The organism is Vreelandella sp. H-I2 (assembly GCF_052959335.1).
Genome location: NZ_JBRAMC010000002.1, coordinates 365,536 through 391,500 on the forward strand (window position 1 = coordinate 365,536; position 25,965 = coordinate 391,500).

At 53.9% G+C, this 25,965-nt stretch carries 26 protein-coding genes; 16 read left to right on the top strand and 10 right to left on the bottom strand.

The genetic code is table 11. The features are described from left to right. The first annotated feature begins 16 nt into the window (after positions 1–16). From ACUVOF_RS06210 to apaG, 4 genes are read left to right on the top strand one after another with little or no spacing between them, the layout of a single operon-like run. Positions 17–1,042, top strand: coding sequence for a peptidylprolyl isomerase (locus ACUVOF_RS06210; protein WP_447043512.1), 1,026 nt, complete (start codon positions 17–19; stop codon positions 1,040–1,042). Then, the gene (gene pdxA / locus ACUVOF_RS06215) at positions 1,042–2,106 is read left to right on the top strand and encodes a 4-hydroxythreonine-4-phosphate dehydrogenase PdxA (RefSeq protein WP_447043513.1); all 1,065 of its coding nucleotides are present in this window, start codon (positions 1,042–1,044) and stop codon (positions 2,104–2,106) included. Before ACUVOF_RS06210 ends, pdxA begins: the two co-directional genes overlap by 1 nt. Positions 2,107–2,159: 53 nt before the next feature. Further along, complete coding sequence (gene rsmA, locus ACUVOF_RS06220) at positions 2,160–2,987, top strand: 16S rRNA (adenine(1518)-N(6)/adenine(1519)-N(6))-dimethyltransferase RsmA (RefSeq protein WP_447043514.1); 828 nt, start codon at positions 2,160–2,162, stop codon at positions 2,985–2,987. Then, complete coding sequence (apaG, locus tag ACUVOF_RS06225) at positions 2,984–3,361, top strand: Co2+/Mg2+ efflux protein ApaG (protein ID WP_447043515.1); 378 nt, start codon at positions 2,984–2,986, stop codon at positions 3,359–3,361. The genes rsmA and apaG overlap by 4 nt, the downstream gene beginning before the upstream one ends. Here apaG and ACUVOF_RS06230 read toward each other — a convergent pair. Next, positions 3,358–4,806, bottom strand: a complete 1,449-nt coding sequence (locus ACUVOF_RS06230) for an FAD-dependent oxidoreductase (protein ID WP_447043516.1) — start codon at positions 4,804–4,806, stop codon at positions 3,358–3,360. The two genes, apaG and ACUVOF_RS06230, sit on opposite strands and share 4 nt — an antisense overlap. Next, positions 4,806–4,985, bottom strand: coding sequence for a hypothetical protein (locus ACUVOF_RS06235; RefSeq protein ID WP_447043517.1), 180 nt, complete (start codon positions 4,983–4,985; stop codon positions 4,806–4,808). Before ACUVOF_RS06235 ends, ACUVOF_RS06230 begins: the two co-directional genes overlap by 1 nt. 242 nt (positions 4,986–5,227) lie before the next feature. Here ACUVOF_RS06235 and ACUVOF_RS06240 point away from each other — a divergent pair, with 242 nt between their 5' ends. Together ACUVOF_RS06240 and ACUVOF_RS06245 are read left to right on the top strand one after the other, a co-directional pair. Next, on the top strand, positions 5,228–6,046 hold the full coding sequence (locus ACUVOF_RS06240; RefSeq protein ID WP_447043518.1) for a symmetrical bis(5'-nucleosyl)-tetraphosphatase: 819 nt from the start codon (positions 5,228–5,230) through the stop codon (positions 6,044–6,046). Beyond that, a complete protein-coding gene (locus ACUVOF_RS06245) occupies positions 6,046–7,170 on the top strand; it encodes a polynucleotide adenylyltransferase (protein WP_447043519.1) in 1,125 nt (374 codons plus the stop codon). The genes ACUVOF_RS06240 and ACUVOF_RS06245 overlap by 1 nt, the downstream gene beginning before the upstream one ends. Before the next feature lie 4 nt (positions 7,171–7,174). On the opposite strand, the gene folK is transcribed toward ACUVOF_RS06245, so the two are convergent. Further along, positions 7,175–7,723 (bottom strand): 2-amino-4-hydroxy-6-hydroxymethyldihydropteridine diphosphokinase, encoded by a 549-nt coding sequence (gene folK / locus ACUVOF_RS06250; protein WP_447043520.1) that lies wholly within the window; start codon positions 7,721–7,723, stop codon positions 7,175–7,177. Then, positions 7,720–8,100, bottom strand: coding sequence for a dihydroneopterin aldolase (gene folB, locus ACUVOF_RS06255; protein ID WP_447043521.1), 381 nt, complete (start codon positions 8,098–8,100; stop codon positions 7,720–7,722). The genes folK and folB overlap by 4 nt, the downstream gene beginning before the upstream one ends. Before the next feature lie 103 nt (positions 8,101–8,203). Between folB and plsY the strand changes: the two genes are divergently transcribed. Then, entirely contained in the window at positions 8,204–8,776 is a 573-nt protein-coding gene (gene plsY / locus ACUVOF_RS06260; RefSeq protein ID WP_447043522.1) for a glycerol-3-phosphate 1-O-acyltransferase PlsY, read from the top strand. A 24-nt stretch (positions 8,777–8,800) separates the two neighbouring features. Here plsY and tsaD read toward each other — a convergent pair whose 3' ends face one another. Further along, on the bottom strand, positions 8,801–9,856 hold the full coding sequence (gene tsaD, locus ACUVOF_RS06265) for a tRNA (adenosine(37)-N6)-threonylcarbamoyltransferase complex transferase subunit TsaD (RefSeq protein WP_447043523.1): 1,056 nt from the start codon (positions 9,854–9,856) through the stop codon (positions 8,801–8,803). Positions 9,857–10,068: 212 nt separating this feature from the next. Between tsaD and rpsU the strand changes: the two genes are divergently transcribed. From rpsU to rpoD, 3 genes are all read left to right on the top strand, one after another. Then, positions 10,069–10,284: a 30S ribosomal protein S21 gene (gene rpsU / locus ACUVOF_RS06270; protein ID WP_008956349.1), complete on the top strand. Its 216-nt coding sequence runs from the start codon at positions 10,069–10,071 to the stop codon at positions 10,282–10,284. A 222-nt stretch (positions 10,285–10,506) separates the two neighbouring features. Next, a complete protein-coding gene (gene dnaG, locus ACUVOF_RS06275) occupies positions 10,507–12,372 on the top strand; it encodes a DNA primase (protein ID WP_113269188.1) in 1,866 nt (621 codons plus the stop codon). 226 nt (positions 12,373–12,598) lie between these two features. Further along, on the top strand, positions 12,599–14,449 hold the full coding sequence (gene rpoD / locus ACUVOF_RS06280; RefSeq protein ID WP_113269189.1) for an RNA polymerase sigma factor RpoD: 1,851 nt from the start codon (positions 12,599–12,601) through the stop codon (positions 14,447–14,449). A 115-nt stretch (positions 14,450–14,564) separates the two neighbouring features. On the opposite strand, the gene ACUVOF_RS06285 is transcribed toward rpoD, so the two are convergent. Further along, entirely contained in the window at positions 14,565–16,136 is a 1,572-nt protein-coding gene (locus ACUVOF_RS06285; protein ID WP_447043524.1) for an AbgT family transporter, read from the bottom strand. Between the two features lie 205 nt (positions 16,137–16,341). Beyond that, on the bottom strand, positions 16,342–16,989 hold the full coding sequence (locus ACUVOF_RS06290; RefSeq protein WP_447043525.1) for a hypothetical protein: 648 nt from the start codon (positions 16,987–16,989) through the stop codon (positions 16,342–16,344). Positions 16,990–17,175: 186 nt separating this feature from the next. Between ACUVOF_RS06290 and ACUVOF_RS06295 the strand changes: the two genes are divergently transcribed. Further along, positions 17,176–18,543: an L-serine ammonia-lyase gene (locus ACUVOF_RS06295; RefSeq protein ID WP_447043526.1), complete on the top strand. Its 1,368-nt coding sequence runs from the start codon at positions 17,176–17,178 to the stop codon at positions 18,541–18,543. On the opposite strand, the gene ACUVOF_RS06300 is transcribed toward ACUVOF_RS06295, so the two are convergent. After that, positions 18,540–19,436, bottom strand: a complete 897-nt coding sequence (locus ACUVOF_RS06300; protein WP_447043527.1) for a LysR family transcriptional regulator — start codon at positions 19,434–19,436, stop codon at positions 18,540–18,542. The genes ACUVOF_RS06295 and ACUVOF_RS06300 overlap by 4 nt on opposite strands. A 131-nt stretch (positions 19,437–19,567) precedes the next feature. Between ACUVOF_RS06300 and ACUVOF_RS06305 the strand changes: the two genes are divergently transcribed. The 4 genes from ACUVOF_RS06305 to mtgA all read left to right on the top strand — a co-directional run bounded on the left by ACUVOF_RS06305 (position 19,568) and on the right by mtgA (position 23,442). Continuing rightward, complete coding sequence (locus ACUVOF_RS06305) at positions 19,568–20,551, top strand: MBL fold metallo-hydrolase (protein ID WP_447043528.1); 984 nt, start codon at positions 19,568–19,570, stop codon at positions 20,549–20,551. Positions 20,552–20,596: 45 nt separating this feature from the next. Beyond that, positions 20,597–21,706, top strand: a complete 1,110-nt coding sequence (locus ACUVOF_RS06310) for an S-(hydroxymethyl)glutathione dehydrogenase/class III alcohol dehydrogenase (RefSeq protein ID WP_113269193.1) — start codon at positions 20,597–20,599, stop codon at positions 21,704–21,706. A gap of 154 nt (positions 21,707–21,860) precedes the next feature. Next, positions 21,861–22,715 (top strand): S-formylglutathione hydrolase, encoded by an 855-nt coding sequence (fghA, locus tag ACUVOF_RS06315; RefSeq protein WP_447043529.1) that lies wholly within the window; start codon positions 21,861–21,863, stop codon positions 22,713–22,715. Between the two features lie 10 nt (positions 22,716–22,725). Next, complete coding sequence (gene mtgA, locus ACUVOF_RS06320; protein ID WP_447043530.1) at positions 22,726–23,442, top strand: monofunctional biosynthetic peptidoglycan transglycosylase; 717 nt, start codon at positions 22,726–22,728, stop codon at positions 23,440–23,442. Between the two features lie 29 nt (positions 23,443–23,471). Here the strand turns inward: mtgA and ACUVOF_RS06325 are convergent, their stop codons facing one another. Continuing rightward, positions 23,472–24,239, bottom strand: coding sequence for an EAL domain-containing protein (locus ACUVOF_RS06325; RefSeq protein ID WP_447043531.1), 768 nt, complete (start codon positions 24,237–24,239; stop codon positions 23,472–23,474). Between the two features lie 33 nt (positions 24,240–24,272). Beyond that, positions 24,273–25,208 (bottom strand): DMT family transporter, encoded by a 936-nt coding sequence (locus ACUVOF_RS06330; protein WP_447043532.1) that lies wholly within the window; start codon positions 25,206–25,208, stop codon positions 24,273–24,275. Between the two features lie 143 nt (positions 25,209–25,351). Here ACUVOF_RS06330 and ACUVOF_RS06335 point away from each other — a divergent pair, with 143 nt between their 5' ends. Further along, positions 25,352–25,744, top strand: a complete 393-nt coding sequence (locus ACUVOF_RS06335; RefSeq protein ID WP_447043533.1) for a DUF4168 domain-containing protein — start codon at positions 25,352–25,354, stop codon at positions 25,742–25,744. The last annotated feature ends 221 nt before the right edge of the window (positions 25,745–25,965 follow it).

A 25,965-nucleotide genomic window follows, 5' to 3' on the forward strand; every position in this document is an offset into this window, starting at 1 on the left:
GAAAGAGACGTTTGTTATGAAAATGAAAAAGCCCTTGCTAGGCCGAATGACTCAGCTCTCTGCTGGTAGCCTACTGGCCTTGTGTATAGGCGCTGGCCTTGCATTGGCCCCGCTTACAGTGCAGGCCCAGAACTTTCAATCCTCTCAGCGCCAAGCGCTAGACAGTGTCGTGGCCGTGGTCAATAACGGTGTCATTATGCGCAGCGAACTTAATGATCGCATGGCGCAAATTGAGCAGCAGGCGCAGTCGCAGGGCGGTAATCTTCCGCCGCGCTCGCAGCTTGAGCGTCAGGTGCTTGAGCGCATGGTGATGGAGGAAATCCAAATACAAATGGCAGAAGATGCCAGCCTGACGATTGATGACACCGAGCTGAACGGACAGGTGCGCTCTATTGCTGAATCAAATGGTATGACGCTTGATGAGTTTGCTGATGCCGTGGAAGCGGACGGCATGACACTGGCCAGTGTGCGCGAAGATGTTCGCCGAGAAATGCTGATGCGCCAGGTGCAGCAACGTCAAATCAGTAATCGTGTCTCGGTCAGTGACCGTGACGTCGAGCGCTTTTTAAACCAGCAGCAGGGACAATCTGGCGAGCAGAACTTTATTGAAGAGATGCGTGCCCGTCATGTACTGATAGCGCTAACGCCTAATCGCGATGAAAATCAGGCGCGCGCTCGGGCTGAAGAAGTACGCGAACGTTTATCTCAAGGCGCTGACTTTGCTTCGGTGGCACGCGAATATAGTGACGACAGCGGTAGCGCTCTCAACGGTGGTGAGCTGGGCTGGGTACGCCCAGGGCAAACTGTTCCTGCCTTTGAGGAGGCGATGCGTGATTTAAGCGTCAACCAAATATCTCAGCCGGTACGTTCCCAGTTCGGCTACCACGTAATCGAAGTAGAAGAACGCCGCCGTCAGAACGTTACCCAAGAGAGTCAACGGGAGCAGGTGCGCCAAGCAATCTTCCAGCGGCGTGCCAACGAAGAGCTTGAAACCTGGCAGCAAGAGATTCGCTCAAAAGCGTTTGTTGATATTCGTCTCTAATGGAAGATAGCGCCTTTCTGCCAGGCAATGCCCTGCCGGTGGTCGTGACGACTGGCGAGCCGGCGGGTATCGGCCCTGAACTGACGCTAATGTTGGCGGCCCAGGGACATCTTCCCGCAAATACGGTGGCTATTGGCGACCCTGATATGCTGCGCCAGCGCGCAGCATCGCTCGGGCTAAATGTCGCAGTGGCTGAGTGTGCTACCAGCGAGTGTCCCAGAGGGGCCAATGTACTGCCGGTTTGGCCGGTGACACTAACTGAGCCAGCTACGCCGGGCGTTCTCAATCCGGCCAACGCCGACTACGCTCTTTCCACCTTGGCACTGGCAGTCGATGCTTGCCAGCGTGGCCATGCTGCTGCCATGGTGACGGCACCGCTGCATAAAGGGGTGATTATTGAAGGCGGACATCCAGGTTTTACCGGCCATACGGAATGGTTGCGTGATGCCTGCGGTGTTGATGACGTGGTGATGATGCTGGCCACTGACGCGGCGCTGCATGCGACGTCGCCAAGCTGGCAGGGAAGTAGTGATCTTCGTGTGGCACTGGTGACCACGCATTTACCGCTGCGCAACGTTGCCGATGCCATCACCTTTGATAGGGTGACTCGGATTAGTCGCCTGCTGACAGCCGACTTGCAGCGCCAGTTTGGCATTGCCAAGCCGCGCCTTGCGGTATGCGGCCTAAACCCCCACGCCGGTGAAGATGGCCATCTTGGGCGCGAAGAGCTGGATATAATTATCCCCGCGCTTGATGCGCTGCGCGCTGAGGGAATGGATATTCTTGGCCCCTTGCCTGCCGACACGCTGTTTACCCCGCGGCACTTGGCAGGTGTCGATGCTGTACTGGCGATGTACCATGACCAGGGCTTAGCGGTGTTAAAATACGCAGGTTTTGGTCAGGCCGCTAACATTACCCTCGGCTTGCCATTGGTGCGTACTTCGGTCGATCATGGCACCGCCCTGGATCTGGCTGGTAAAGGCTTGGCCGATCCTGGCAGCTTAAAAGTCGCGATCGCGCTGGCACGCCGCTTAGCCGCGCAGCGATTGTCTGTTTCTGAGTAGCGTACGCTGCGAAATACTCTCGATTGAATCCGCACTCCAAGGAACACCGTTTGATGTCTACTGTGCCCCAACACCGCGCCCGTAAACGCTTTGGTCAGAACTTTCTACGCGACCTCGGCATTATCTCGCGGATCGTTCGCGCCGTTGGCCCGCGCTCAACGGATCGCCTGGTCGAAATCGGCCCGGGCCAGGGAGCGCTGACCGAGCCGCTGCTGGAAGCGGCGGGGCACTTGGAAGTGATCGAACTCGACCGCGACCTGATTCCTGGCCTGCGGGTGCAGTTCTTCAACTACCCCGATTTCGTGATTCATGAAGGCGACGCGCTGAAGTTCGATTTTGCTGCGCTGAAAGGCGATGGGCCTGCGCTACGCGTGGTGGGCAACCTGCCCTATAACATCTCCACACCACTGATAATTCATCTGCTGGCGGCGGGAAGTGCCATAGAAGATATGCACTTTATGCTGCAAAAAGAGGTAGTTGAACGCTTAGCTGCAGAGCCCGGCGGCACCGACTGGGGGCGCCTGTCGGTGATGGCCCAGTACTACTGCCAGGTCGAACAGCTGTTTATTGTGCCGCCGGAAGCCTTTGTGCCACGTCCCAAAGTCGACTCGGCCATCGTGCGCTTAACGCCCCATGAAACGCTGCCCCATACCGCGGAAGACCCAGCGCTACTGTTTGAGCTGGTAAAGCTCGCCTTTGGCCAGCGGCGTAAAACGCTACGCAATAACTTCAAAGGGCGGGTAAGTGCCGATACTCTGGAAGACCTGGGCATTGACCCCATTCGCCGTCCGCAAACCTTGACCGTGGCGGAGTATGTGGCCATTGCCAACCGTGTTACCGCCGACGAGCAGGCAAACGGTGAGCGGGGCAGCCAAACGTGAGTGACCTGGCGATCAAAGTAAGCGTTGTACCTGACTACCGTGCCGATGAGTCTAATGATGGAGAGTCACGCTTCGTATTTAGCTACACTGTGGCCATCCAAAATCAAAGCCCCCACAGCGTTCAGCTTATGGCACGCTACTGGAAAATTACCCAGGGAGGAGGCGAGTACCAAGAAGTGCGCGGCAAAGGCGTCGTCGGCCAGCAGCCGCTGATCGGCCCCGGCCAAAGCTTTCGCTACACCAGCCGGGCGATTCTCCAGACCCCGGTGGGAGTAATGGAAGGCGCCTATACGCTGTTAGACACCTCCACCCAGCGTGTTTTTGAGGTGGCGATTACGCCATTTAGATTGGCCGTACCGCTCCAGCTTCACTAGGCGCTCCGCGTTAGTTCAATCTCAAGATGGTCGCAAAGTCGCAGAGCCAACTGCACTAGGGTCAATGTGGGGTTGGCGTGCCCTGCGCTGGCAAAAACGCTGGAGCCTGCCACGTAAAAGTTATCCTGGGCAAACAGGCGGCAGTCGGCGTTAACGATACCTTCCTCGGCATTCAGGCTCATGCGCGTGCCGCCCATATGGTGACGCCCTGCAAGTTCGCCATCGGTGGGCAACTGCACTGGCGTATCGGCGAGCCAGGGCGCCATTTGCAGCCTGCCCACCTCGTTGTCGCGCAGGTACTCCCCCAGTAGCAGCATGCTTTCGCGAATAGTGCGGCGATCCAGCTCAGATTGCCGCCATACCAATCGGCTACGCGGTACTCCCAATTTATCCAGCTCATCGCTCAGCTCAATACGGTTGTCATAGCGTGGTTCCTGCTCCCAGGCGGCTCTTAGCACTGCGCCGTGGATGACCCGGCCTTGAGCCTGCCAGACTCGCAGTCGGCCCGCCAGCGTGGGCGCCTGATCGGCGAGCTCGTCAATCAGTTCCTGGGTGACTTCAGCGTTCATGCGGTGCAAGCGTAGCCCACAATTAAGTATTTGCCGTGTGTTGATGGCGTCAGCGGTAGGGGAGAGGAAAACATTGTACTCGTCGTCCAAACCCAGGGCGGCGGGCTCAAATAGCAGCGCCTTGCCCACCGTGGCATGGGGGTGCTCCATCCAGTAACGCCCCAGGGTGTCGGCTTGGGGGATTAGCTGGCCATTTAACTGCTGGTTGCACCACAGCAGCAGGCGCGAGTTTTCGATGCCGCCGCAGGCGAGTACAAAGTGGCGCGCCTGAACCTTGCGGTAGTCGCCCCGGTAATTTCTAAAAGTGGCGCTGGTGACTTTGCCAGCCTGGGTTTCCAGTGCCACCAAGTTGGCTGTTAGGCAGCACTCCAGAGTGGCCGAATCGTTCAGCGTAGCGGCATACTTCTCCTTCATGCGTGTGGGGTGGCCCAGCGAAAAATAGATGCGCTTAAACCCCGCCTCAGGGATTAAATAATCGGCTGGCGTAGGCTCTTGTCCTAGCATGTTAATGGCAGCACTGTAGTAAGGAGCCAGCGCATCGCGGCCTATAGGCCAGGCCGTTTCGCTGGCGGCGGCTTTGGCATTGAAGTCGTAGCGATCCAAAGGGCGACAAATGCCGCCCCAGTGGTTGGTCGACCCGCCCAAATGGCGCAGCCGAGCGCCATACAGGGGAATATAGGGGTCGCCGACGACGTCGCCTCGATAGCACTCCTGGGAGCGTTCGCTGTAGTCCGCATCGCCGCCTTCGCAGAGCAGTACCCGGTGCCCTCGCTCCGCCAGGGTGACGGCCATGGAAATGCCCGCTGCACCTGCACCGATAATGCAGATATCCACAGCGCCAGACTGTTCGCTGAGTTCTTTAAAATCAATGTACATCAGCGGTCACTAGCGTTAAGCAGCCACCCCTTCACCAGGATAGGTGGGGGAATTGGAGAAAGCCTAAGGGCGGCCGCTTGGGTCATAGGGAGTAGCGTTGTGCCGGGCAGCAGTAGCGCACCGATCCCCGCAAGGGTAGCGACCCGCAGTAACCCGCGTCGGGTAGGATTCATAGGCATGAGCGTATTGTTTTCCTTAACAGTAGTGGCGAGTTAACGACGCTTTCAAAAGAAACTTGTTTATGAAAGGTAACTTCGCTGATTGCCGTGCCTCCTGAGAATGCCAAGGCATTTTTTTATAATGATCTAGGTTCGGCTTTTTCACCAGTGTTAAACATTAAGATAAACAATGGGCGACAGGCAGAGTGTGTCTTTGAAGTGATAGTATTTAATCCACTCATCTCATTAAAAAGGCCTCGCGCATGACGACCTATGCGATCGGCGATTTACACGGCTGTCACGCAGAATTCGTAACGCTCCTTGAGCAGCTCAACTTTAACCCTACGCGGGATACGCTTTGGTTAGTGGGCGATTTAATTAATCGTGGCCCAGGCTCTTTAGCGTGCTTGAGAGAAGTGCGTGCGCTGGGTAGCGCGGCACGAAGTGTTCTGGGCAACCATGATTTCCATTTGCTGGTCGTGGCCCGTGGAGGCGGTAAGCTGAAAAAGAACGACACTTTGAACGATATACTTAGCGCCCCTGATCGCGACGCGTTGCTGGACTGGCTGCAAAGCTTGCCGCTTAGTGTTTTTGAACACAACACGCTTATGACCCACGCGGGGCTGCTTCCTCAATGGAGCACCTCCCAGGCCGAAACGCTCGGGCGGGAGGTCCAGGTGGCGCTGGCAAGTGAGACATCGGGACAGTTCTTAACCCAGCTATTTGGCAACCAGCCAGATACTTGGCGCGATGACCTGGACGGCATGGACAGGTTGCGTCTGATTGTTAATGTGTTAACGCGGATGCGTTTCATTGATTCCCAAGGTCGATTGGACTTTGCCTCGAAAGAAGGCCTTGATAGTGCCCCGGAGGGCTTTCTACCTTGGTTTCAATATCCACGCACTGATGATATTCAACTGTTGTTTGGCCACTGGGCTGCACTGGAAGGGAAAACTCCCCAGGCGCGAGTACCCGTTGAAGGGCTTGATACCGGCTGCGTTTGGGGCGGGCGTCTAACCGCGCTCAATTTGGACAGCGGAGAGCGAACCAGTGTGGCGAGCCAGCAACGGAGTAGACAGTAGTGAAAGAGACCAATTGCGATCCCCGCTTAGCGGGCTTGAAGGTGTATCGGGTGGGCGGCGCCGTGCGCGATGAGTTACTCGGCTGGCCGGTATATGACAATGACTGGGTCGTGGTGGGCGCTACGCCAGACGCCATGCGCAAGCGTGGTTTTAAGCCCGTGGGGCGCGATTTTCCGGTTTTTCTGCATCCAGAAACCGCTGAGGAGTATGCCCTGGCCCGCACCGAACGCAAGTCGGGCCACGGCTATGGCGGGTTTGAAGTGCATGCCAGCCCCGATGTCAGTCTGGAAGAGGATCTGCTGCGGCGTGATCTGACAATCAATGCCATTGCTCAGAGTACTGAGGGCGAATTAACCGATCCATTTAATGGTCAGGGCGATATTGAGCAGCGCGTACTACGGCATATTTCGTCGGCATTTAGCGAAGATCCGCTACGTGTATTGCGCACGGCGCGCTTTCTGGCTCGCTATGCGTCACTCGGTTTCACGATTGCACCAGAAACCCTAGCACTGATGCGCCAAGTGAGCCATAGCGGTGAGCTAGAACATCTGGCCGCCGAGCGTGTGTGGGTTGAAACCGAAAAGGCGCTAGGTGAGCCAAGCCCGGACGTTTATTTCATAACGCTTGAGCGCTGCGAGGCGCTATCTATTTGGTTTTTCGAGCTCGCAGGTTCAGCGCTACAAAAAGGCTTGGCGGCACTGGAGATGGTGCCTGTTAGCAGTGCCATAACGGTAGCCCATTGGCGCTATGCACAACTGGTATCGCCGCTAAGCTTTGATCAGCGAAATGCGTTAGCGGCGCGGCTAAAATTACCTAACGCAGTTGCCCAGCTTGCCCGCCATACGGCCCTCACTCATGCACTGCTTGCCAGGGAAATGGATAGCTCGAATGTGCTGCATTGGCTGGAACGCTTAGATGGCTGGCGCAAGCCTGCCCAGGTCGAGGAGCAGTTGGCATTGGTGAATGTGCTGGCGCCTGAACAGGTGGAGCGGCTTGATAATGCCTGGCAAGCTGCCCGTGCGGTTAGTCCACAGGCGCTAATAGCAGAAGGGTATCAGGGGGCCGCGCTGGGGGAGGCCTTGCGTGAGCGCCGTGGACAGGCCATGGCGACTGCGATGAACTAGCAGGTTATCGGCGTGCCGCTGTCAGGCGAGGCTGCTCGTCTGCCTGGGAGATCCAGCGACCATGCCAGCTAAAATCGACTGCCCAGAGACGCTGGCTACCTAGCTCGAAAGCTTCCCATAACGCAGCATAAGAAGCGTTGTAAAAGGGGTGGCACTCCGCAGGAAGCAGTTCCGCAAGCGGTTGCAGAACAAACGCATTAAGGGTTATTTCGCTGCGTGGTAAGACTATATCGTCAACGGTGCCGCAGAGATTGCCTACGGTTAGCAGGTCGATATCCAGAGCGCGCGGGCTGAACTTGGCGATGTCCGGTAGACGTCCATATTCTATCTCCAACTGTTTACTCCACGCCTGAAGTTCGCCCGGTGCCCAGTCGCTATAAAATGCCACTACTAGGTTATAAAAATTGCGACTGTCGGCGAAACCGACCGGCTCGCTTTCAAATACGCGGGAGATTTGCAGTGGGCCAAAGGTGTCAGCAAGCGCATCAAGGCAGCAGCGAATATGCCGGGTGGGATGAATATTGCTGCCCAAACTGACCGTGACCAAGTTCATGCGTTAGGCCCCTGCGTTGCCTCCGGTAGGGTGCCGCGGGTGATTTCCAAACCGACGCTAGCGGCATTGGGAACCGCTCCTGGCTTGCGTACCGTTAAACGCAGCCAGGTGATCGGGAACTCTGCGCGCAAGCATTCGGTAAGACGTTCGGCGAAGGTTTCCACCAGGGCAAATTGATGGGCATCGGCAAACTGCTGGATGCGCTGGCAGATGGCGGCGTAATCCAGGGTGAGGCGTAAATCATCGGTGGCTGCCGCCGAGCGTATATCGGTCGCCAGCACCAAGTCTACGCTCAGCGACTGCTGAATCGAGCGCTCCCAATCGTAGACACCAATGACGGTGTCGACAGTTAACGCTTCTATCAAAATGCGGTCCATCTACCTTTCCCCTGCTGCTACAAGCGGGCGATTGTACGTTAGGATGGGGCGAAACGACAGCGAGCCTGGCTATCAAGACGGTCTATAAAGCGAGCAGAGAGCCATGGTGTGGATAATAGTGGGTTATTTAAGCGGTAGTTGGTTGGCGGCGTTGAGTGTTTGCCGCTTATCTGGCGTGGGTGACCCTCGTCAACATGGCTCGTTTAATCCTGGATTTTCCAATGTGCTACGCCTTTATGGCCCGCGCTTAGCGGCTGTTACGCTGCTGCTAGATGCTGTAAAGGGCATGCCTGCCGTTCTGGGGGCCAAATGGATGAGCTATCCAGTCTGGCTACAGGGGCTGGTTGGGTTGGCAGTGCTGCTAGGTCACAGCTTTCCGTTGTGGCATCGCTTGCGTGGCGGCAAGGCGGTCGCCAGTGCCTTTGGGGTGTTGCTGGTATTAGTGCCTAGCGTTGCGTTGTTAAGTGCGGTCATTTGGTCGTTATTGGCATGGCGGTTGCGAATGGCGGCGATGGCATCGCTGATCAGTGCTTTGGCGGCGCCACTGCTATGCGCTTGGTTGGCGCCTGAGTATGTCATCGTCGTAGGCGGATTCAGCTTATTAGTACTGGCCCGTCATGGGCTTAATATTCGCCGGCTTAGGCGTGGGGATGAGCCCCCGATTCGAGGCTCTTAACTCGGCGGATTTATGTGAGCGCTGCTAACTATCAGCGGCAACAGGCGGTACCAATTGATCTAACGGCCAGCGGGGTGTCGCCTGCATCATGCCAGGGGCGTCCTGCTCACCTGCGGATAATCTCTGAGCGCCTACATAAGCGATCATGGCGCCATTGTCAGTACAGAATCGCCCCCGTGGATAGTAAGCTCGTGCCTGACGTTTTTCACAGGCGGCTTGTAGGCGTTCACGCAGACGGTAATTGGCACTGACACCGCCCGCAACGACTAAGCGCTTTAGGCCGGTTTGATCCAGTGCTCGACGGCACTTAATCACCAGCGTATCGACAACGGCTTCTTCAAAAGCGCGCGCAATGTCGGCACGCGCTTGGGCATCAAGTTCCCCGGCCGCTTCCAACTGGCGAATAGCCGTCATGGTGTGGGTTTTTAATCCCGAAAAACTGAAGTCGAGCCCTGGCCGGTCGGTCATAGGGCGCGGGAAGCGAAAGCGCTCGGGATCACCCTGTTCCGCTAGTTTGGCGACTTCAGGTCCTCCTGGGTAGGCAAGCCCCAGCATCTTGGCCGCTTTGTCAAAAGCCTCGCCGGCAGCATCGTCCACCGATTCACCGAGCAACTGATAGCATCCCAGTCCTTGCACTTCGACTAGCTGTGTATGGCCGCCGGACACTAGAAGCGCTACGAATGGAAACTCGGGTGGCTGCTCTTCAAGCATTGGAGCCAATAGGTGGCCTTCCATATGATGCACACCCAGCACGGGAATATTTAACGCCCGGGCCATGCCGTGGGCCGTGCTGGCACCCACCATTAAGGCGCCGACTAGGCCAGGGCCTGCGGTATAGGTAATGCCATCCAGATCGTGACGCGTTAACTTGGCATCACTGAGCACCTGTTCAATCAGCGGTAGCAGTTTGCGGGTGTGATCGCGAGAAGCGAGCTCGGGCACCACGCCGCCAAACTCGGCGTGCATGGCGATTTGGCTATACAGCGCATCAGCAAGAAGCCCTTGGCCGCCGGTTAGTGAGGTGTCATACAGCGCAACGCCCGTTTCGTCGCAGGAAGTTTCAATGCCGAGAACACGCATAAAAAAGAGACTCTTTAAAGATAGCGAGGTAAAAAGCAAGATTGCTAGTCTAACATTGTCGCAGTGGGCGAGCTTAAGGATTTGCAAAGATGGCCAACGGCGACTAGACTACTGTGCGCTGTAAAACTGGGTCGTACACCGCATTTTGAATTGAAATATTGCAGTGTACGTACTATCCGAACTCAAGACTCCTTAAGGTAGGTGAGTGCTTAATGCCTTCTGTAAAAGTACGTGATAACGAGCCGTTTGACGTCGCCCTGCGTCGCTTCAAGCGTTCTTGCGAAAAAGCCGGTGTTCTCTCTGAAGTACGCCGCCGCGAGCACTATGAGAAGCCGACTGCTGAGCGTAAACGCAAAGCGGCAGCTGCCGTAAAACGCCACGCCAAGAAAGTTCAGCGTGAGCAAAAGCGTTTCGAACGGCTCTATTGATCCGTACCCGAGGGGGCCGGAGCAGTTAGCTGGTCGTCTCAAGAGGGATGCCAAGCGGCCGCCACTAGGTGGCCGTTTGTTTTTAGGCTGTTTCTTGTTGTTTAAGGCCGTCGCTGTTTACGTCTATCGCTGTTTAAGGTGATCTGGCAATGAGTCTGATGACCCTAAACAGCACCTCAAATGTCAGCGAATGAGCGCTTTGCGCGAGGATGCTTGTAGGTCATGGCGGGTCAAATTCCACAGCGTTTTATTGATGACCTGTTAGGCCGCGTTGATGTGGTCGAAGTGGTCGGTGAGCGCGTGCAGCTTAAAAAAGCCGGCCGTAACTATTCCGGGCTATGTCCCTTTCATCAAGAGAAAACCCCGTCGTTCACCGTCAGTGCTGATAAGCAGTTTTATCATTGCTTTGGCTGCGGAGCTAATGGAAATGCACTACGCTTCTTAATGGAGTATGACAAACTTCCTTTTCCTGAAGCGGTAGAGCAGTTAGCCGGACGATTGGGAATTGAAGTGCCCCGCGAAGGTGCTGAGGACCCGCGTGCCCAGCAGCGTGAGAAAAAGCGTAAAGAGGGCGTTAACCTGCTCGAGCTTGCGGCGAGTTTTTATCGCGAGCGATTAAAAATGCAGGAGGGGCAGCCCGCCCAGCGTTATTTATCGGCTCGCGGGCTCTCAGAAGACGTTATCAAGACTTACGGTATTGGCTATGCCCCGGCAGGTTGGGAGGCTCTAAAACAGCACCTCAGCGAGCGCGGTATTGGTGAGCCGGTTCAGGTAGAATACGGCCTGCTGATTCACCGCGAAGATACCGGGCGTACCTATGATCGCTTTCGGGATCGGGTGATGTTTCCGATTCGGGATTTGCGGGGACGCACGATTGCTTTCGGCGGTCGGGTTATGGGCGATGATCAGCCCAAATACCTCAACTCGCCAGAAACGCCCGTGTTTCATAAGGGCCGTGAGCTTTATGGCTTGTATGAGGCGCGCCAAGTATCAAGCAAGCTAGAGCAGCTTGTCATGGTCGAAGGCTATATGGATGTCGTGGCACTGGCGCAATACGGTATCCATAACGCCGTTGCAACGCTGGGAACCGCCACGACGGAAGACCATTTGACTCGCCTGTTTCGGTTGGTGAGCCGTGTGGTGTTTTGTTTCGACGGTGACCGTGCGGGAAGGCAGGCGGCTAGCCGAGCGCTGGAGACAGCGTTGCCACAAATGATTGATGGCCGTGAAGCGCGCTTCTTATTCCTGCCCGAAGGTGATGACCCGGACACCCTGGTGCGACGCGAAGGTACCCAGGCGTTTCAAGATCGTGTGACTTGTGCCATGCCGTTGTCGGAGTTTTTGTTCGAACAAGCGGCCCTAGGGCGCGATTTAAATACGGTGGAAGGACGAGAACGATTTGCCAGTCAGGTGCTTGAGGCATTGAACAAAGTGCCCGAGGGCATGCTCAAATCACTACTGTTGGAGTCCTTGGCACAGCGAAGTGGGTTGGCGCAAGAGCAGTTGAAGGTGTTGCTTGAAAAGCGTGCCCAAGCGGCTCAGCGTCATGCTTTGAAGAATCTTGCGCAAGGGCAGCCCGAACAGTTAGAGGCCGATTCGACGCCATCTCCTGTGCCTGTCGCTGCTCAAACTGGGTCGACTCAGTCGTCGCGCTCACGCAGTCAAGCACTCCATCCCGTTGGGCGTATTGTGCAACTACTGCTACATGAGCCCAACTTGGTGTCCGTACTACCTGATCATTTGGACTGGCTGCCAGACGATGATGATGCGGCCCTTTGCCAAGAGTTGATTGCACTGCTTAAAGCGGGGCGCTACCGCAGCCCGCAGGTAGTACTAGCTCATTTCCAAGGCAGTCAGCAGGGGGCGGCATTGGCGTCGTTTGCCAAGCGTGAATTGTTGATTCCAAAAGCAGATCGGGAGGCCGAGCTGAACGGTTTGGTTGAGCATCTGCAGTACGTTCAACGCCAGCGCTCTCCGCAAGAGGAGTACGAGGCGTTGCTAGCGCAGGAGCGCGCTGGGCAAAAGTTGGATAAGGAGCAGCGCAAGCGCCTGGCAAGTTTGGTAATGGAGCTTGCAAAGCGCCAATAAGGCGGTGTTTAAGACGATGGGGGTTGAATTCCTAGCGTTTCAGCACCAGATATAGGGTCAGCCACCGAGCGCTGGCCTAACCGAACAACCTAACACACCTGAATGACCGCGCAAATACGTCACGCTGGAAAATTTCCTGCTATTTACGCTATACTGTTCGGCTTGTTGAGTTTAATCGATTCAGCGCTCCAGGTGTTTCATTCTTCTTCGTCGAGATAGGGTTTCTATGGCTGGAAATGCGCAGCAGCAGTCACGTCTGAAGGAGTTGATCGCTCGAGGCAAGGAACAGGGCTACCTGACCTATGCCGAGGTCAACGACCATCTACCCGAGGATATCGCCGACCCGGATCAAGTGGAAGACATCATTGGCATGATCAACGACATGGGTATTAGTGTCGCTGAAGAAGCCCCTGATGAAGACACATTGATGATGTCGGATCACTCCGCGGACGAGTCCGCTGCGGAAGAGGCCGTTGCGGCTCTCGCCGCCGTGGAAAGCGATGTAGGCCGCACCACTGACCCCGTTCGCATGTATATGCGTGAAATGGGCACGGTTGAGCTTCTGACCCGCGAAGGCGAGATTGAGATCGCCAAGCGGATTGAAGAGGGTACCCGTGAAGTGATGTCTTCTCTGGCCTATTTGCCGGGTGCCGTCGCGTCTATTCTAGACGCCTACGACGCCACTCAGGATGAAGAAGCGCCGGGACGTCTTTCGGATCTTTTCTCTGGTTTCATTGATCCCGATGAGGGGATTCCCGGTGTCGCCGAAGCAGAGGTGCCCGAGCCAGAGCCTGAAGCCGACATTGACGACGATATTGAGAGCGACGGCGACGATGAGGACGAGGATTCTACGGCTAGCGAAGGCGGCCCGGATCCCGAAGAGGCGCGTGCGCGTTTCGAGCAGATTCGCGAGCAGAACGCCTTGGTCGAAGCGGCGTTCGCCAAGCATGGTCGTGGCAGTCCCGAGTTGAAAGCCGAGCAAGCCCGCTTGGCGGTGCTTTTCTCGCCCATCAAGCTCGTACCTAAGCACTTTGAGCGCTTGGTCGGCCAGGTGCGTATTAGTGTTGAGCAAGTGCGTGCCCAAGAGAAAGCGGTCATGCAGCTTTGCGTGAAAAAAGCCAAGGTGCCACGCAAGACGTTTATCAAGTCGTTTCCTGGTAATGAGTCGAGCAAAACATGGCTGGATGAATTCCAGGCAGCGCAGAGCAAGTACGCCGATCGCCTTGAGCCGCTTCGTGCTGACATCGCTCGGGCGCAGCGCAAAATCGCCTTTGAAGAAGATATGGTGCAACTCTCGGTTGCCGATCTTAAAGAGGTGAACCGCAAGCTCTCTATTGGTGAGGCGAAAGCTCGCCGTGCCAAAAAAGAAATGGTTGAGGCCAACTTGCGCTTGGTGATCTCGATCGCCAAGAAGTACACCAACCGCGGCCTTCAGTTCTTGGATCTGATCCAAGAGGGCAATATCGGCTTGATGAAGGCGGTCGACAAGTTCGAATATCGCCGTGGCTATAAGTTTTCGACTTATGCTACTTGGTGGATTCGTCAGGCGATCACTCGCTCGATTGCCGATCAGGCACGTACCATTCGTATTCCAGTGCACATGATTGAGACCATCAACAAACTCAATCGTGTATCGCGCCAGATGTTGCAGGAAATGGGTCGTGAGCCAACGCCGGAAGAGCTCGGCGAACGCTTGGAAATGCCTGAGGATAAAGTGCGCAAGGTGCTCAAAATTGCCAAAGAGCCGATCTCCATGGAGACGCCGATTGGTGATGATGATGACTCTCACTTGGGTGATTTTATCGAAGACGGCACCATGCTGTTACCCATCGATATGGCCACCGGTGAAGGCCTGATCGAAGCAACGCGCAATGTGTTAGGTGGTTTAACCGCTCGCGAAGCCAAGGTGCTACGTATGCGTTTCGGTATTGATATGAATACCGACCACACGCTTGAAGAGGTGGGTAAACAGTTTGACGTAACCCGCGAGCGAATCCGTCAGATTGAAGCCAAAGCGCTGCGTAAGCTGCGTCACCCCAGCCGCTCCGAGCCACTGCGTTCGTTCCTTGATGAGTGATGGCTGATCGAAAGTGGTGAATAGACAGTATTGTCAGTAGCCGCCGAGACCCAAAAGCCCGCCGTTCTATGAACGGCGGGCTTTTTTTCATTCCTGTTTTATGCAGTGCGGAAGATTATAAAGTGTAATAAGTGGCGGAGCCGGGACCAACGGGCAGGCCAAATACAAACACCCAGACGAAAAACAGCAGACTCCATCCAATCAGCATAAACAGCGTATAGGGCAGCATAAGAGCAACCAAGGTGCCAATGCCCATGTTTTTTCGATAACGCGTCGCCACGGCCAGAATCAAGCCAAAGTAACTCATCATCGGGGTGATGAGGTTGGTGACCGAGTCGCCGATACGATAGGCCGCTTGAATCACTTCGGGGGCGTAGCCCATGAGCATCAACATGGGTACAAAAATCGGCGCTGTGACGGCCCACTGCGCCGAGGCGCTGCCTAGCGACAAATTGACGAACGCGCACATAATGATGAACAGGGCAAAAAGGCCGGGACCGCTTAGCCCAATCGACTCTAATAGGCTTGCCCCCGCAACGGCTGTCACCGTGCCAAAATTACTCCAGTTAAACAGCGCCACGAACTGAGCGGCGAAAAACACTAATACGATGTATAAACCAAGATTACTCATGCTCTTCGCCATGGCATCGACAACATCGCGGTCATTTTGCATGGTGCCTGCTAGGCGACCATAAACAAATCCCAATACGGTGAAAGCGACTGCCACAATAACAACGATACCGCGCAAAAATGGAGAGCCGCTAATCATGCCCGTTTCCGGGTCGCGCAGTATGCCGCTTTCGGGTACGACCATTACTGCGACGAGAGCGACTAATGCCAATGTTGCTAAGCCGGTGCCTTTTAAAGCACGTTTCTCGGTCGCAGACAGAGCTCCCATATGCTGCTGGTCAATATCGCTATCCGCATAGGCGGCATCAAATTTACCCAGCTTGGGCTCTACAATACGCTCGGTGACCAAGCCGCCAACCAAGGTGACAAAGAAGGTGCTAACAAACATAAAAAACCAGTTCGCCTCTGCACCGACACTGTAGGTTGGGTCGAGTAAGCGAGCAGCTTCCTGGGTAATCCCTGAAAGCAGCGGGTCGACGGTGCCAATGAGCAAGTTGGCGCTATAGCCACCGGAAACGCCACAGAACGCCGCCGCTAGACCTGCTAGTGGGTGTCTTCCCAAGGAGTGGAAGATCATCGCCGCCAAAGGAATAAGCACGACATAGCCTAACTCGGCCGCCATGTTGGACATAATGCCTGCAAACACTACCGCATAAGTGACGATGCGGGGTGAACGATCAAGTACCAGCGCGCGCATGCTTGCAGAAAGCAGGCCCGAATGCTCGGCAACCCCTACCCCTAGCATAGCCACTAGTACGGTGCCGAGAGGCGCGAAACTGGTAAAGTTCGTCACCATCTCGGTGATCAAGCGACGCAGTCCTTCTGCATTGAACAGCGAATTTACGGCAATCCACTCGCCTTCATTAGCAGGGCGGGGATCGGCTACGGAGACTCCCAATGCCGCGGCAACTCCACTGGCGACAACAACTAACACGCAGAGTATGGCGAACAGAGTCACCGGGTGAGGAAGTAGATTACCTAGCCACTCCACGCTATCCAAAAAACGGGTGAAAAAACCGCGTTGTAGGTTTTTTTCATTATATTTACGTTTATTCATAATATTTATATCGTCAAAAAAGAGTTTTTTAGTAAAAAATATGTCTTTGAGGTGTAATCGGCGACACTACGTTGAAGCGCAGCAGCTCGCAAATGGCTTTTTGCATAACCAGATTCAAAAAATGAAACACCACCTTGGAAAACCACAGGCGGTGTTTATCGATAGCAGCTACTCAGGTGGCCGTAAGATCAGGTCAACAAAGGTGTTAAGGGGAGGTTTGGCGGGTTAAATAGACACGCCGTGCCAGCAGCAGTAGTTCAAGAGTCGCTATCAAAATTAAGCTATAACCGAGGAGTTCAACCACTTCTTCAGCAACGCTCTTGAAAGTACCCGAGTAGTTGTCTTCAAGAATTGCTTGCCAAAATTCCTGCCGCCCGTAGAGGCGCGAGAAAATGTAGGTAGTCAGCACGCCAGCAGTAAACAAGCCAAAAGCAAAGGTGTTGCTGTAATAAGCGAACTCGTCCAGAAAGCATTGGCGATGTTTAATCACCCGAAAGAGCGTTGGGAGAATAATTAACGCAACAAGTACCTTCCAAGTGTTGTCAGCTACATAGTTATCTAAAAAATGATCCTGTTCACGGACCAGTGAGGCGGCCACAAACGCCAGCAATAGCAGGGTAATGGTGGGCCAGACCTTAAGCACTTGGCGAATGTAAATTAGCATTGCGCAGCAGGTGGCAAGTATCAGCGTCTGGGTAAATTCGGTGAAGCCCAGCTCTGAAAACCGTACCGAAGGCAGATAGAGCGCTTCCCAGTAAGCTCCTTGAGCAATCGCACCGATAAATAACACATACAGCACTGCACGCAGTAAGAGGGTTTGAAATCCTATTGACCAGGGTGGGGGAGAAAACATACCAACGTCCTTTGTAGGTAAGTACGTGCTATTCACATATGTAAACATGCATGGTTGAATGTTCATTATATCGTCACACTTATGCGTTAGCACGTCGATATTGTGGTTAATCACTCGACGTTTGGTCGTCGGCGCTGCAAAGTGTCCAATTGGCAGCCAATAACAATATTGTGAGGCTTGATGGGTATGGCTATTAGCGTTTTTGATCTTTTCCGCATCGGTATAGGCCCCTCCAGTTCCCATACAGTGGGACCGATGCGTGCGGCGCGTGATTTTGCTGTGGCGCTTGGTGATCAGGCCATCACTCGGTTGGTGGTAAGGCTACATGGCTCACTCGCTGCGACAGGCGTTGGTCATGGCACAGATCAGGCGGTAATTATGGGGTTGATGGGTGAAGCGCCCGAAAGTATCGATCCAGACACGATTGCCTTGCGGCTAAACCAACTCACTGATGGCCAGCCGTTGTTGCTGGCGAATGGCCAGCAGATTGCTTTTGATCTCTGCAGCGATGTGGAGTGGGATGAGACGAGCCTGCCATTTCATCCAAATGCCATGGTGCTGAGTGCCTATTGCAATAACGAACTGGTAGCCACCAATACGTTTTACTCCCTTGGTGGTGGTTTCTATGTCGACCAAGCGAAAGCGGATCAAGGCGAGGTGGGTGAAGACAGCACCTCATTGCGTTACCCCTTCAATACGGCTGCTGAGTTGCTCACTTTATGCCAACAGCATCAGCTACGCATCAGCCAGTTAATGCTTGAAAATGAGAAAGCCTGGCGTAGTGAAGAGGCCATTCGCGAAGAGTTGCTGACTATTTGGCACGCGATGAGCGATAGCATTGAAAATGGATTGTGTGCGACAGGTCATTTGCCCGGTGGGCTTAATGTGCGGCGACGCGCGCAATTGCTGCATCAGCAATTGCTTCACCCACCGAAAAATCAGCGCTTGATTGTGTCGAGTTTCACCGTGATGGATTGGGTCAATGTGTTCGCATTGGCTGTGAACGAAGAGAACGCCGCCGGGCGTCGCATGGTCACTGCGCCTACCAACGGTGCTGCAGGTATTGTGCCTGCCGTATTGGCGTACTATTTGAAATTTGAACCCGATACAAGTGAAGCCGATGTGGTGGATTTTTTACTAACTGCCGGGGCGGTAGGCATTTTATGTAAAAAGAACGCATCCATTTCAGGTGCTGAAGTAGGTTGTCAAGGCGAAGTGGGCTCCGCCTGCGCAATGGCTGCTGCCGGGCTTGCCGAGGTATTGGGTGGCACACCAGGGCAAGTGGAAAACGCCGCTGAGATCGGCTTGGAGCATAACCTGGGTTTGACCTGCGACCCAGTGGGTGGCCTTGTTCAGGTTCCCTGTATTGAGCGCAATGCGATTGCGTCCGTCAAAGCCATTAACGCTGCGCGTATGGCACTGCATGGCGATGGTGAGCACTTTATCTCTCTAGATAAAGTGATCCGGACCATGCGCGATACGGGCCGCGATATGCAGGATAAGTACAAAGAAACATCCAAGGGTGGGCTCGCCGTCAATGCTATCGAGTGCTAAGTCGGTGTGCTATTAGGCAGCAGGCTATCAATGTTGGTGACTAAATAGTCGACTAATTGACGGATTTTAGGTGATAAGTGGCGATGTCGCGGATAGACCGCCCAAACGGCGGTATCGTGGTGCTGAAAAGGTTCAAGCACTGCTACCAGCTCACCGCTGGCCAAGTAGGGTGTAACGTAATAATCCGGCAACTGCGCAAGCCCTAGCCCCTTACGCGCTGCGTCTAACAGTGCCGGACCGGAATTGCTGGTCCAACATCCTTCTACACGCACTTCCCGTCGTTGGCCGTTCACTTCAAATAGCCAATTAGGCCGTGAGCCAATTAGGCAGCGGTGCTGGCTAAGTTCTGACAATGTGTGTGGTCGAGGAGCTTGGCGAAAGTAACTCTGGGAACCGACGACATACTCGCGCCGATCGCATAGGCGCCGGGCGATGAGGCTTGAATCTTTTAACACCCCCATCCGGATAGCAATATCGTAGCCTTCTTCAATCAATGCCACCGGACGGTTGGTAAAGTGCATGTGAACATCCAGTTGGGGATGTAAGCACTGAAAATTATTGACCAGCGGGGCGATAAAGCGCTCGCCGAAGGTGGTGGCCGAGGTAAGTTTAAGCAGCCCATTGGGCTTGGCCTGAAGTTCGCTAAGTGCTTGCTCTGCATCGCGAAGCCCATCAAACAGATGGCGGCAGTGTTCTACGTAGGTAGCGCCTGCGTCGGTCAAGCGAATCTGGCGCGTGGTGCGGTACAATAACTGTACGCCTAATTGGTTTTCGAGCTGGCTGACCAATCGGCTGATATGTGAGGTCGATACTTTCAAGTGGCGGGCAGCGGCAGAAAACGTGCCTAAGCGAACTACCTCGATAAACGCTTCAATACGGCTCCAGTGCTGCATGCTCACTCCTCGAGGTTGATAACGATTGTTGCTCAGTGGCAATAATCTTATGAGTGTATCCCGCCTTATCAACAGCGCCTAGCTGACCTACACTGCTAGCATCGTTAGCGTATCAATGGAGTGTATAGCTTATGCCTAAATCCTTATCCCCGTTGTCGAGAGGCGCACTCGCAATAGTGCTGGCTACTGGCTGGGCAGCCACTGCTCAGGCAGAGCTACCCGCCCAGCAGAAAGAACAAGCGCCGGGCTGGTTTCGCACGATGGTTGGGGAGTATGAAGTGACCGCTCTGCATGACGGACACACGGCAATCGACACGTCACTACTAAAAGGCATGGAGCAAGATGAAATCCTTCGCCATCTAGACGCGCTATTTATTGATGCGGAAAATGGTATGCAGACAGCCGTGAACGCCTTTTTGATCCATACGGGGGAAAACCTGGTATTGGTCGATGCCGGCTCTGCTGCCTGTTTTGGCCCTTCGTTGGGCCAGGTCGAGAGCAACCTGCGCGCTTCTGGTTACTCGCCTGAGGATGTTGATACGGTGTTAATGACCCATCTGCACCCTGATCATGTCTGCGGTATAACCAATGAGAGTGGCGAAGCGGTTTACCCAAACGCTGAGTTACGTGCCAGCCAAGCCGATGCCGACTTTTGGCTGGATGAAGAGCGTGCAGCAGCGCTTCCTGAAGCCGACCGGGCCTTCTTTGACATGGCTCAAGAAGCAGTAGCGCCTTATCAGGAATCAGGCCGTTTCAAGCCCTTCACCGAAGGCGATGAAGTGCTTACGGGTATCGTTGCTCAAGATACCCACGGCCACACCGTTGGCCACTCAAGCTTTATGTTGACGAGCGATAATGATGCCATGCTGGTGTGGGGCGACGTAGTGCATAGCTATGGTGTTCAGTTTGCTGATCCTACTGTTGCTATCGAGTTTGATTCCGACCCTGAGCAGGCTGTACGTACACGGGAAAGTGTGCTTGAAAGTGCTGTTGACGATAAGCACTGGGTAGCCGGCGCCCACATGCCATTCCCCGGTATCGGTCATATCGTAGAAAATGAAGAAGGTTATCAATGGCTACCGATTGAGTTTGCCCCGTTAGCCACTGACGAATAGCGTCTCCGTTGTTAATTGCGAAGCCATGAATAGTTAGGAGTTAGAATGAAATCACGCGCAGCTGTTGCCCTTGAAGCGGGTAAGCCGCTTGAGTTGGTTGAGATTGATGTTGAAGGCCCAAAAGCGGGAGAAGTGCTGGTTAAAATGGCCGCGACGAGTGTATGTCATACTGATGCCTACACGCTGTCTGGTGCTGATCCGGAGGGCAATTTCCCTGCAGTACTAGGCCACGAAGGCGCTGGCGTAGTGCAGGAGGTCGGCGAGGGCGTCACTAGCCTTAAGCCGGGCGACCATGTGATTCCGCTCTATACTGCCGAATGCGGTAAATGTAAATTCTGTTTGTCAGGTAAAACCAACCTGTGTGGCAGCGTGCGCGCTACCCAGGGTAAAGGGGTAATGCCTGACGGTACCTCGCGTTTCTCCCTAGACGGTAAAATGCTCCATCATTACATGGGTACCTCGACGTTTAGTGAGTACACCGTATTGCCTGAAGTCTCACTGGCAGTCGTATCAAAAGAAGCCCCTATGGATAAAATCTGCTTGCTGGGTTGTGGCGTCACTACCGGTATCGGTGCGGTGCTCAATACAGCTAAAGTAGAGCCGGGTGCCACGGTGGCGGTGTTTGGTCTCGGCGCTATCGGCCTGGCAGTGATACAGGGCGCGGTAATGGCCAAGGCAGGCCGTATTATTGCCATCGATGTCAATGCTGATAAGTTTGAGCTTGCCAAGCAGTTCGGGGCAACGGACTTTGTGAACCCTAAAGAATACTCAGATCCGATCCAACAGGTCATCGTTGATATGACGGATGGCGGGGTCGATTACTCCTTCGAGTGTATCGGTAACGTTAATGTGATGCGTTCGGCGCTGGAATGCTGTCATAAAGGCTGGGGCGAATCGATCGTGATCGGTGTCGCCGGGGCTGGTGAGGAAATCTCAACACGTCCGTTTCAGCTGGTTACCGGGCGCGTCTGGAAAGGTTCCGCTTTTGGGGGTGTTAAAGGACGTAGTGAACTACCGGGTTATGTTGAGCGCTATATGAATGGTGAAATTAATATCGACGATTTTATCACTCACGATATGCCGTTTGAGAACATCAATGAGGCATTCGACCTGCTACATGCGGGTAAAAGCATTCGCACTGTTCTGCATTACTAAGCGCTGTATAACTGGCTCTATATGTCTGGCTTTACATGACGGGATTCTGCATGACAGGACCCTGCATGATTGAGACGTATAGCTAGCAAGTCTAAAACGCTAAAACGCGGTAGGGTGGACCTGCCGCGTTTGCTGCATTTAAAGGAACCTGCCCATGAGCATGAGTGAAACGCTAGAACTAGTGTCTGCTAATCGTAGTTTTGGTGGTTGGCATAAACGCTACCGCCATTACTCCCGTGCGCTGGATTGCGACATGGTATTTGCCGTTTATCTGCCGCCTCAAGCCGAGAATGAACGTGTTCCACTGCTATGGTGGCTCTCTGGTTTGACCTGTAACGACGAAAATTTTATGCAAAAAGCTGGCGCGCACCGCTTGGCTGCTGAGTTGGGGATGGCGATTGTTTGCCCGGACACCAGCCCGCGGGGCACCGATTTGCCCGGCGAACATGAAAGCTATGACCTAGGCTCTGGGGCTGGATTTTATGTAAATGCCACTGAGGCACCGTGGAAATCCCATTACCGCATGTACGATTATGTGATTGAAGAGTTGCCTTCTGTCGTGCGTCAGCACTTCCCGGTCAATGGGCGTGAGTCAATTAGCGGCCACTCGATGGGCGGGCATGGGGCATTGACCCTGGCACTACGCCATCCAGGGCGATTTCGCTCAGTATCGGCCTTTTCGCCGGTGGTCAATCCGATGAATAGCCCATGGGGGCAGCAAGCTTTTAAGGCCTATTTGGGTGAGGATCAGTCGCGCTGGCGCCAGTACGATGCCTGCGAACTGGTAGCCAACGGTGCATCACGTCAGCGTCTCTTTATCGACCAGGGCGAAGCGGACCAATTCCTTGAAGAGCAGCTTCAGCCAGAGCGTTTAGAAGCCGTTTGCGAAGCGCATGATCATCCCTTAACGCTGCGCCGCCAAGCGGGTTACGATCATAGCTACTTTTTCATTGCCTCGTTCATTGAGGATCATCTGCGCTATCATGCAGACCACCTAATGAAGCGTTAAGGATAACTGAATGCTCAATCGCTCGCTGCGCCGTTTTATGCGCTTTTTATGGCGTATTGTTTGGCGCGGCGTTTTGGCCTTTATCTTGGTGTCAGTGGCGCTCGTGTTGCTGTTTCGGGTTGTCCCTCCACCAGGCTCGATGGTGATGGTCGAACGTAAAATACAGAGCTGGATTCATAGCGAGCCGATTCGTTTACAGCGCGAGTGGCGCGGTTGGGATTCGCTTTCTGTTAATGCCAAGCTAGCCGTGATTGCTGCTGAAGATCAACGCTTTCCCCACCACGGTGGTTTTGATCTGATTGAGTTGCGGCGGGCGTTACAGGCTAGTCGAGACGGGGAGCGGTTACGTGGTGCCAGCACGTTGAGCCAGCAAACCGCTAAGAATGTGTTTCTATGGAGTGGCCGAAGCTGGATCCGTAAAGGATTAGAGGCGTGGTTCACGCTACTGATTGAAACGCTGTGGAGTAAGCAGCGCATCCTAGAGGTCTATCTTAACGTCGCCGAGTGGGACAGTGGCGTCTTCGGATTAGAGGCGGCTTCCCAGCATTATTTTGGCGCTTCTTCCAATGCGCTTACTGAGCGACAAGCAAGCTTGCTCGCGGCTATTTTGCCAAGTCCAAGAACGCGCAGCGCCGCCCGACCCAGTGCGCAAGTTGAGCAACGCAGCCAATGGATACGTCAGCAAATGCGCAATTTAGGCGGCGCTAATTATTTGGAGCACCTTTAGCAGCTAACAGTTAGTTGGTTAATGGCTCGTTAGTCGTATTTAGCATCGTCAATCTTTGTCAATGACTCTAAATTAGGATAGGAAAAATAGTACCCCTGCTGCTGAGGGAGGCCTAGCGACAACAAGCAGCGCGACTCATCTCGGGTTTCAACGCCTTCGGCGATTAGCTGTATTTCCAATGTCTCAGAAAGTGCCACGATACTACGTAAAATGGCTTGACGACGCTTATCGCTATCGCAACCCATCACTAATTCGCGGTCAATTTTCAGCGTATCTGGCCGTAGGTCTGTCAATAGGTCGAGGTTGGCATAACCATTACCAAAGTCATCCAGTGAGGTGGTAAAGCCCATTTCACGATAACTTTCGATAATGTTACGCATATGCGCACGATCTTTAACCCGTTCGGTTTCGGTTATTTCGAAATTAAGCCGTTCGGAGGGCCAGCCAACACGGTGCGCCGCTTCAAGGGTGGCTTGAATACATGCTGTTGGTTCGTAGACGGCATTGGGTAGAAAGTTAATGGAGAGCCTTTCCTGCATACCCAATTCACTGGCGAGCTCAACCGCTCTGATACGACACGCCTGGTCAAAGCGATACATCAAATCTTCAGTCACCTGCTCAAGTATTGAAAAGGCAGATTCTCCAGTAGGCCCACGAACTAATGCCTCGTAGTAAATAATTCGCCGCTGGCTGATATCCACGATGGGCTGAAACGCCATCGTAAAGGCAAAAGGTACCGGAGAATCGCAACGGTTACAGTGTCCGTTTACCCTGGCACAGTTGTGTTGTGCTGACATGTCTATCCCAACCCTGGTATTAAGCTGCCGTTATTATCTAGTCGTCTTATTGACGGGTTTCCGAATAACCATCACCACCCCGGTGATAGCGACCAACATCCCTACAAGTCCCAAAAAGGGGAGACGTTCGTCAAATAGCCACCACGCTTGAAGCGCTGTGACCGGTGGCACAAGGTAAAAAAGACTCGCTACCCGCGAGGCTTCCCCCTTTTTAATCAAGGCCATGAGTAACAGAATGGCGGCAATTGAGAGAATCAGCACCAGCCAAGCGAGTGTCAGAACGAAGGTGCTGCTCCAAGCCACCTGACGAGACTCAAATAGCACCGCTCCTGCCCCTAGCAGAGCCGCCGCCGCCAAGTACTGAATAACCGCCCCAGAAAGCAGCGGCATACTGGTGCAGTATCGCTTTTGATACAGTGTGCCTAAAGAAATACCCATTAAAGCGGCTATGACACTGAGTAATGCGCTAATGCCAAAGCCATCAAAGAGAGACTCACCGATCTCAAGCTTACTACCGAGTACCAGGCTGATGCCCATTAGACCCAGCCCTAACCCAATCCACTGACGTCCGGAGAGTTGCTCACCTAATAAAGGTCCGGCAATAGCAGCCGTTAGTAGCGGTTGAAGGCCGACGAGCAGAGCTGCTAGCCCGGCAGGCATGCCTAAATAAATGCCATAAAAAACGCCACCTAAATAAGCACCGTGGACTAGAAGACCCGATATGGCGATATGTGTCCATAACTTAGGCGAAGATGGCCAAGGAATACGCATCATCAATACCAACGGAATTAACAGCAGCAGTGTGAGCACGAAGCGAATAAATAAAAAAGTGAACGGTTCGGCAAAGGGCAGACCGAACTTGGCGCCTATAAAGCCTGTACTCCAAAGCAAAACAAATACGGCTGGCATGACGGCCAGCCCGGCCGAAGGTAGGTCATTAAAACGTAGTTTGCTAAGTAAGCTTGGCATGATATGTCCGTAGTGGCGTGATTCATCCATTTTTGGATACTTAAAGTTCTTTTTGTTACTAACTTTTACATAATAAATTGAACCTGACTGCATGTGACGCGTCACAGTTGCACATCCACAACGTAATATTGAGGTTTCTTACTATGCAACGTATGACTGCTCTGTTCTCTGCTGCCCTGCTTGCGACTGGTTTAATGACAGCTACTGCCCATGCCCAGCAAGAGCAAGATCAAGCACAAGATCCAATGGCTACCCAGCAAGCGGCCCCCGCGCAGGATTTTTCTGACGATCAACTCCAGCAGTTTGCCGATGCTTCTCAAGAAATCGCAGTAATTTCTCAAGAATATACCCAGCGTCTGCAGGAAGCGGAAGATGAGTCGGCGCAGCAGGAAGTGCGCACTGAAGCCAACGAACGTATGATCGAAGTGGTCGAAAACAGCGGCCTAGATGTTGATACTTTCAATGCTATTGGTCAATCCATTCAGCAAGATCCAGAAATGATGCAGCGAGTACAGGAAATGGCTAATCAATCTTAAACTACGCTATAGTTATCGGCTGGTAGTGGTTTAATCTCACTAGCCTTTAGTTGAATTAGCTAAATGACTATTAGCTTGGCTTCGGCTATCAAAGCCCGGTGCTCATCGCACCGGGCTTTTTTGTGGGCCTTTTTAAGTTGAAACGCCCTTATTCTATGTGATGGGGTTTACCTAACTCAGCCTTGCCGCCACACTTAAGGTTATCTATTCATCGGCAAGCC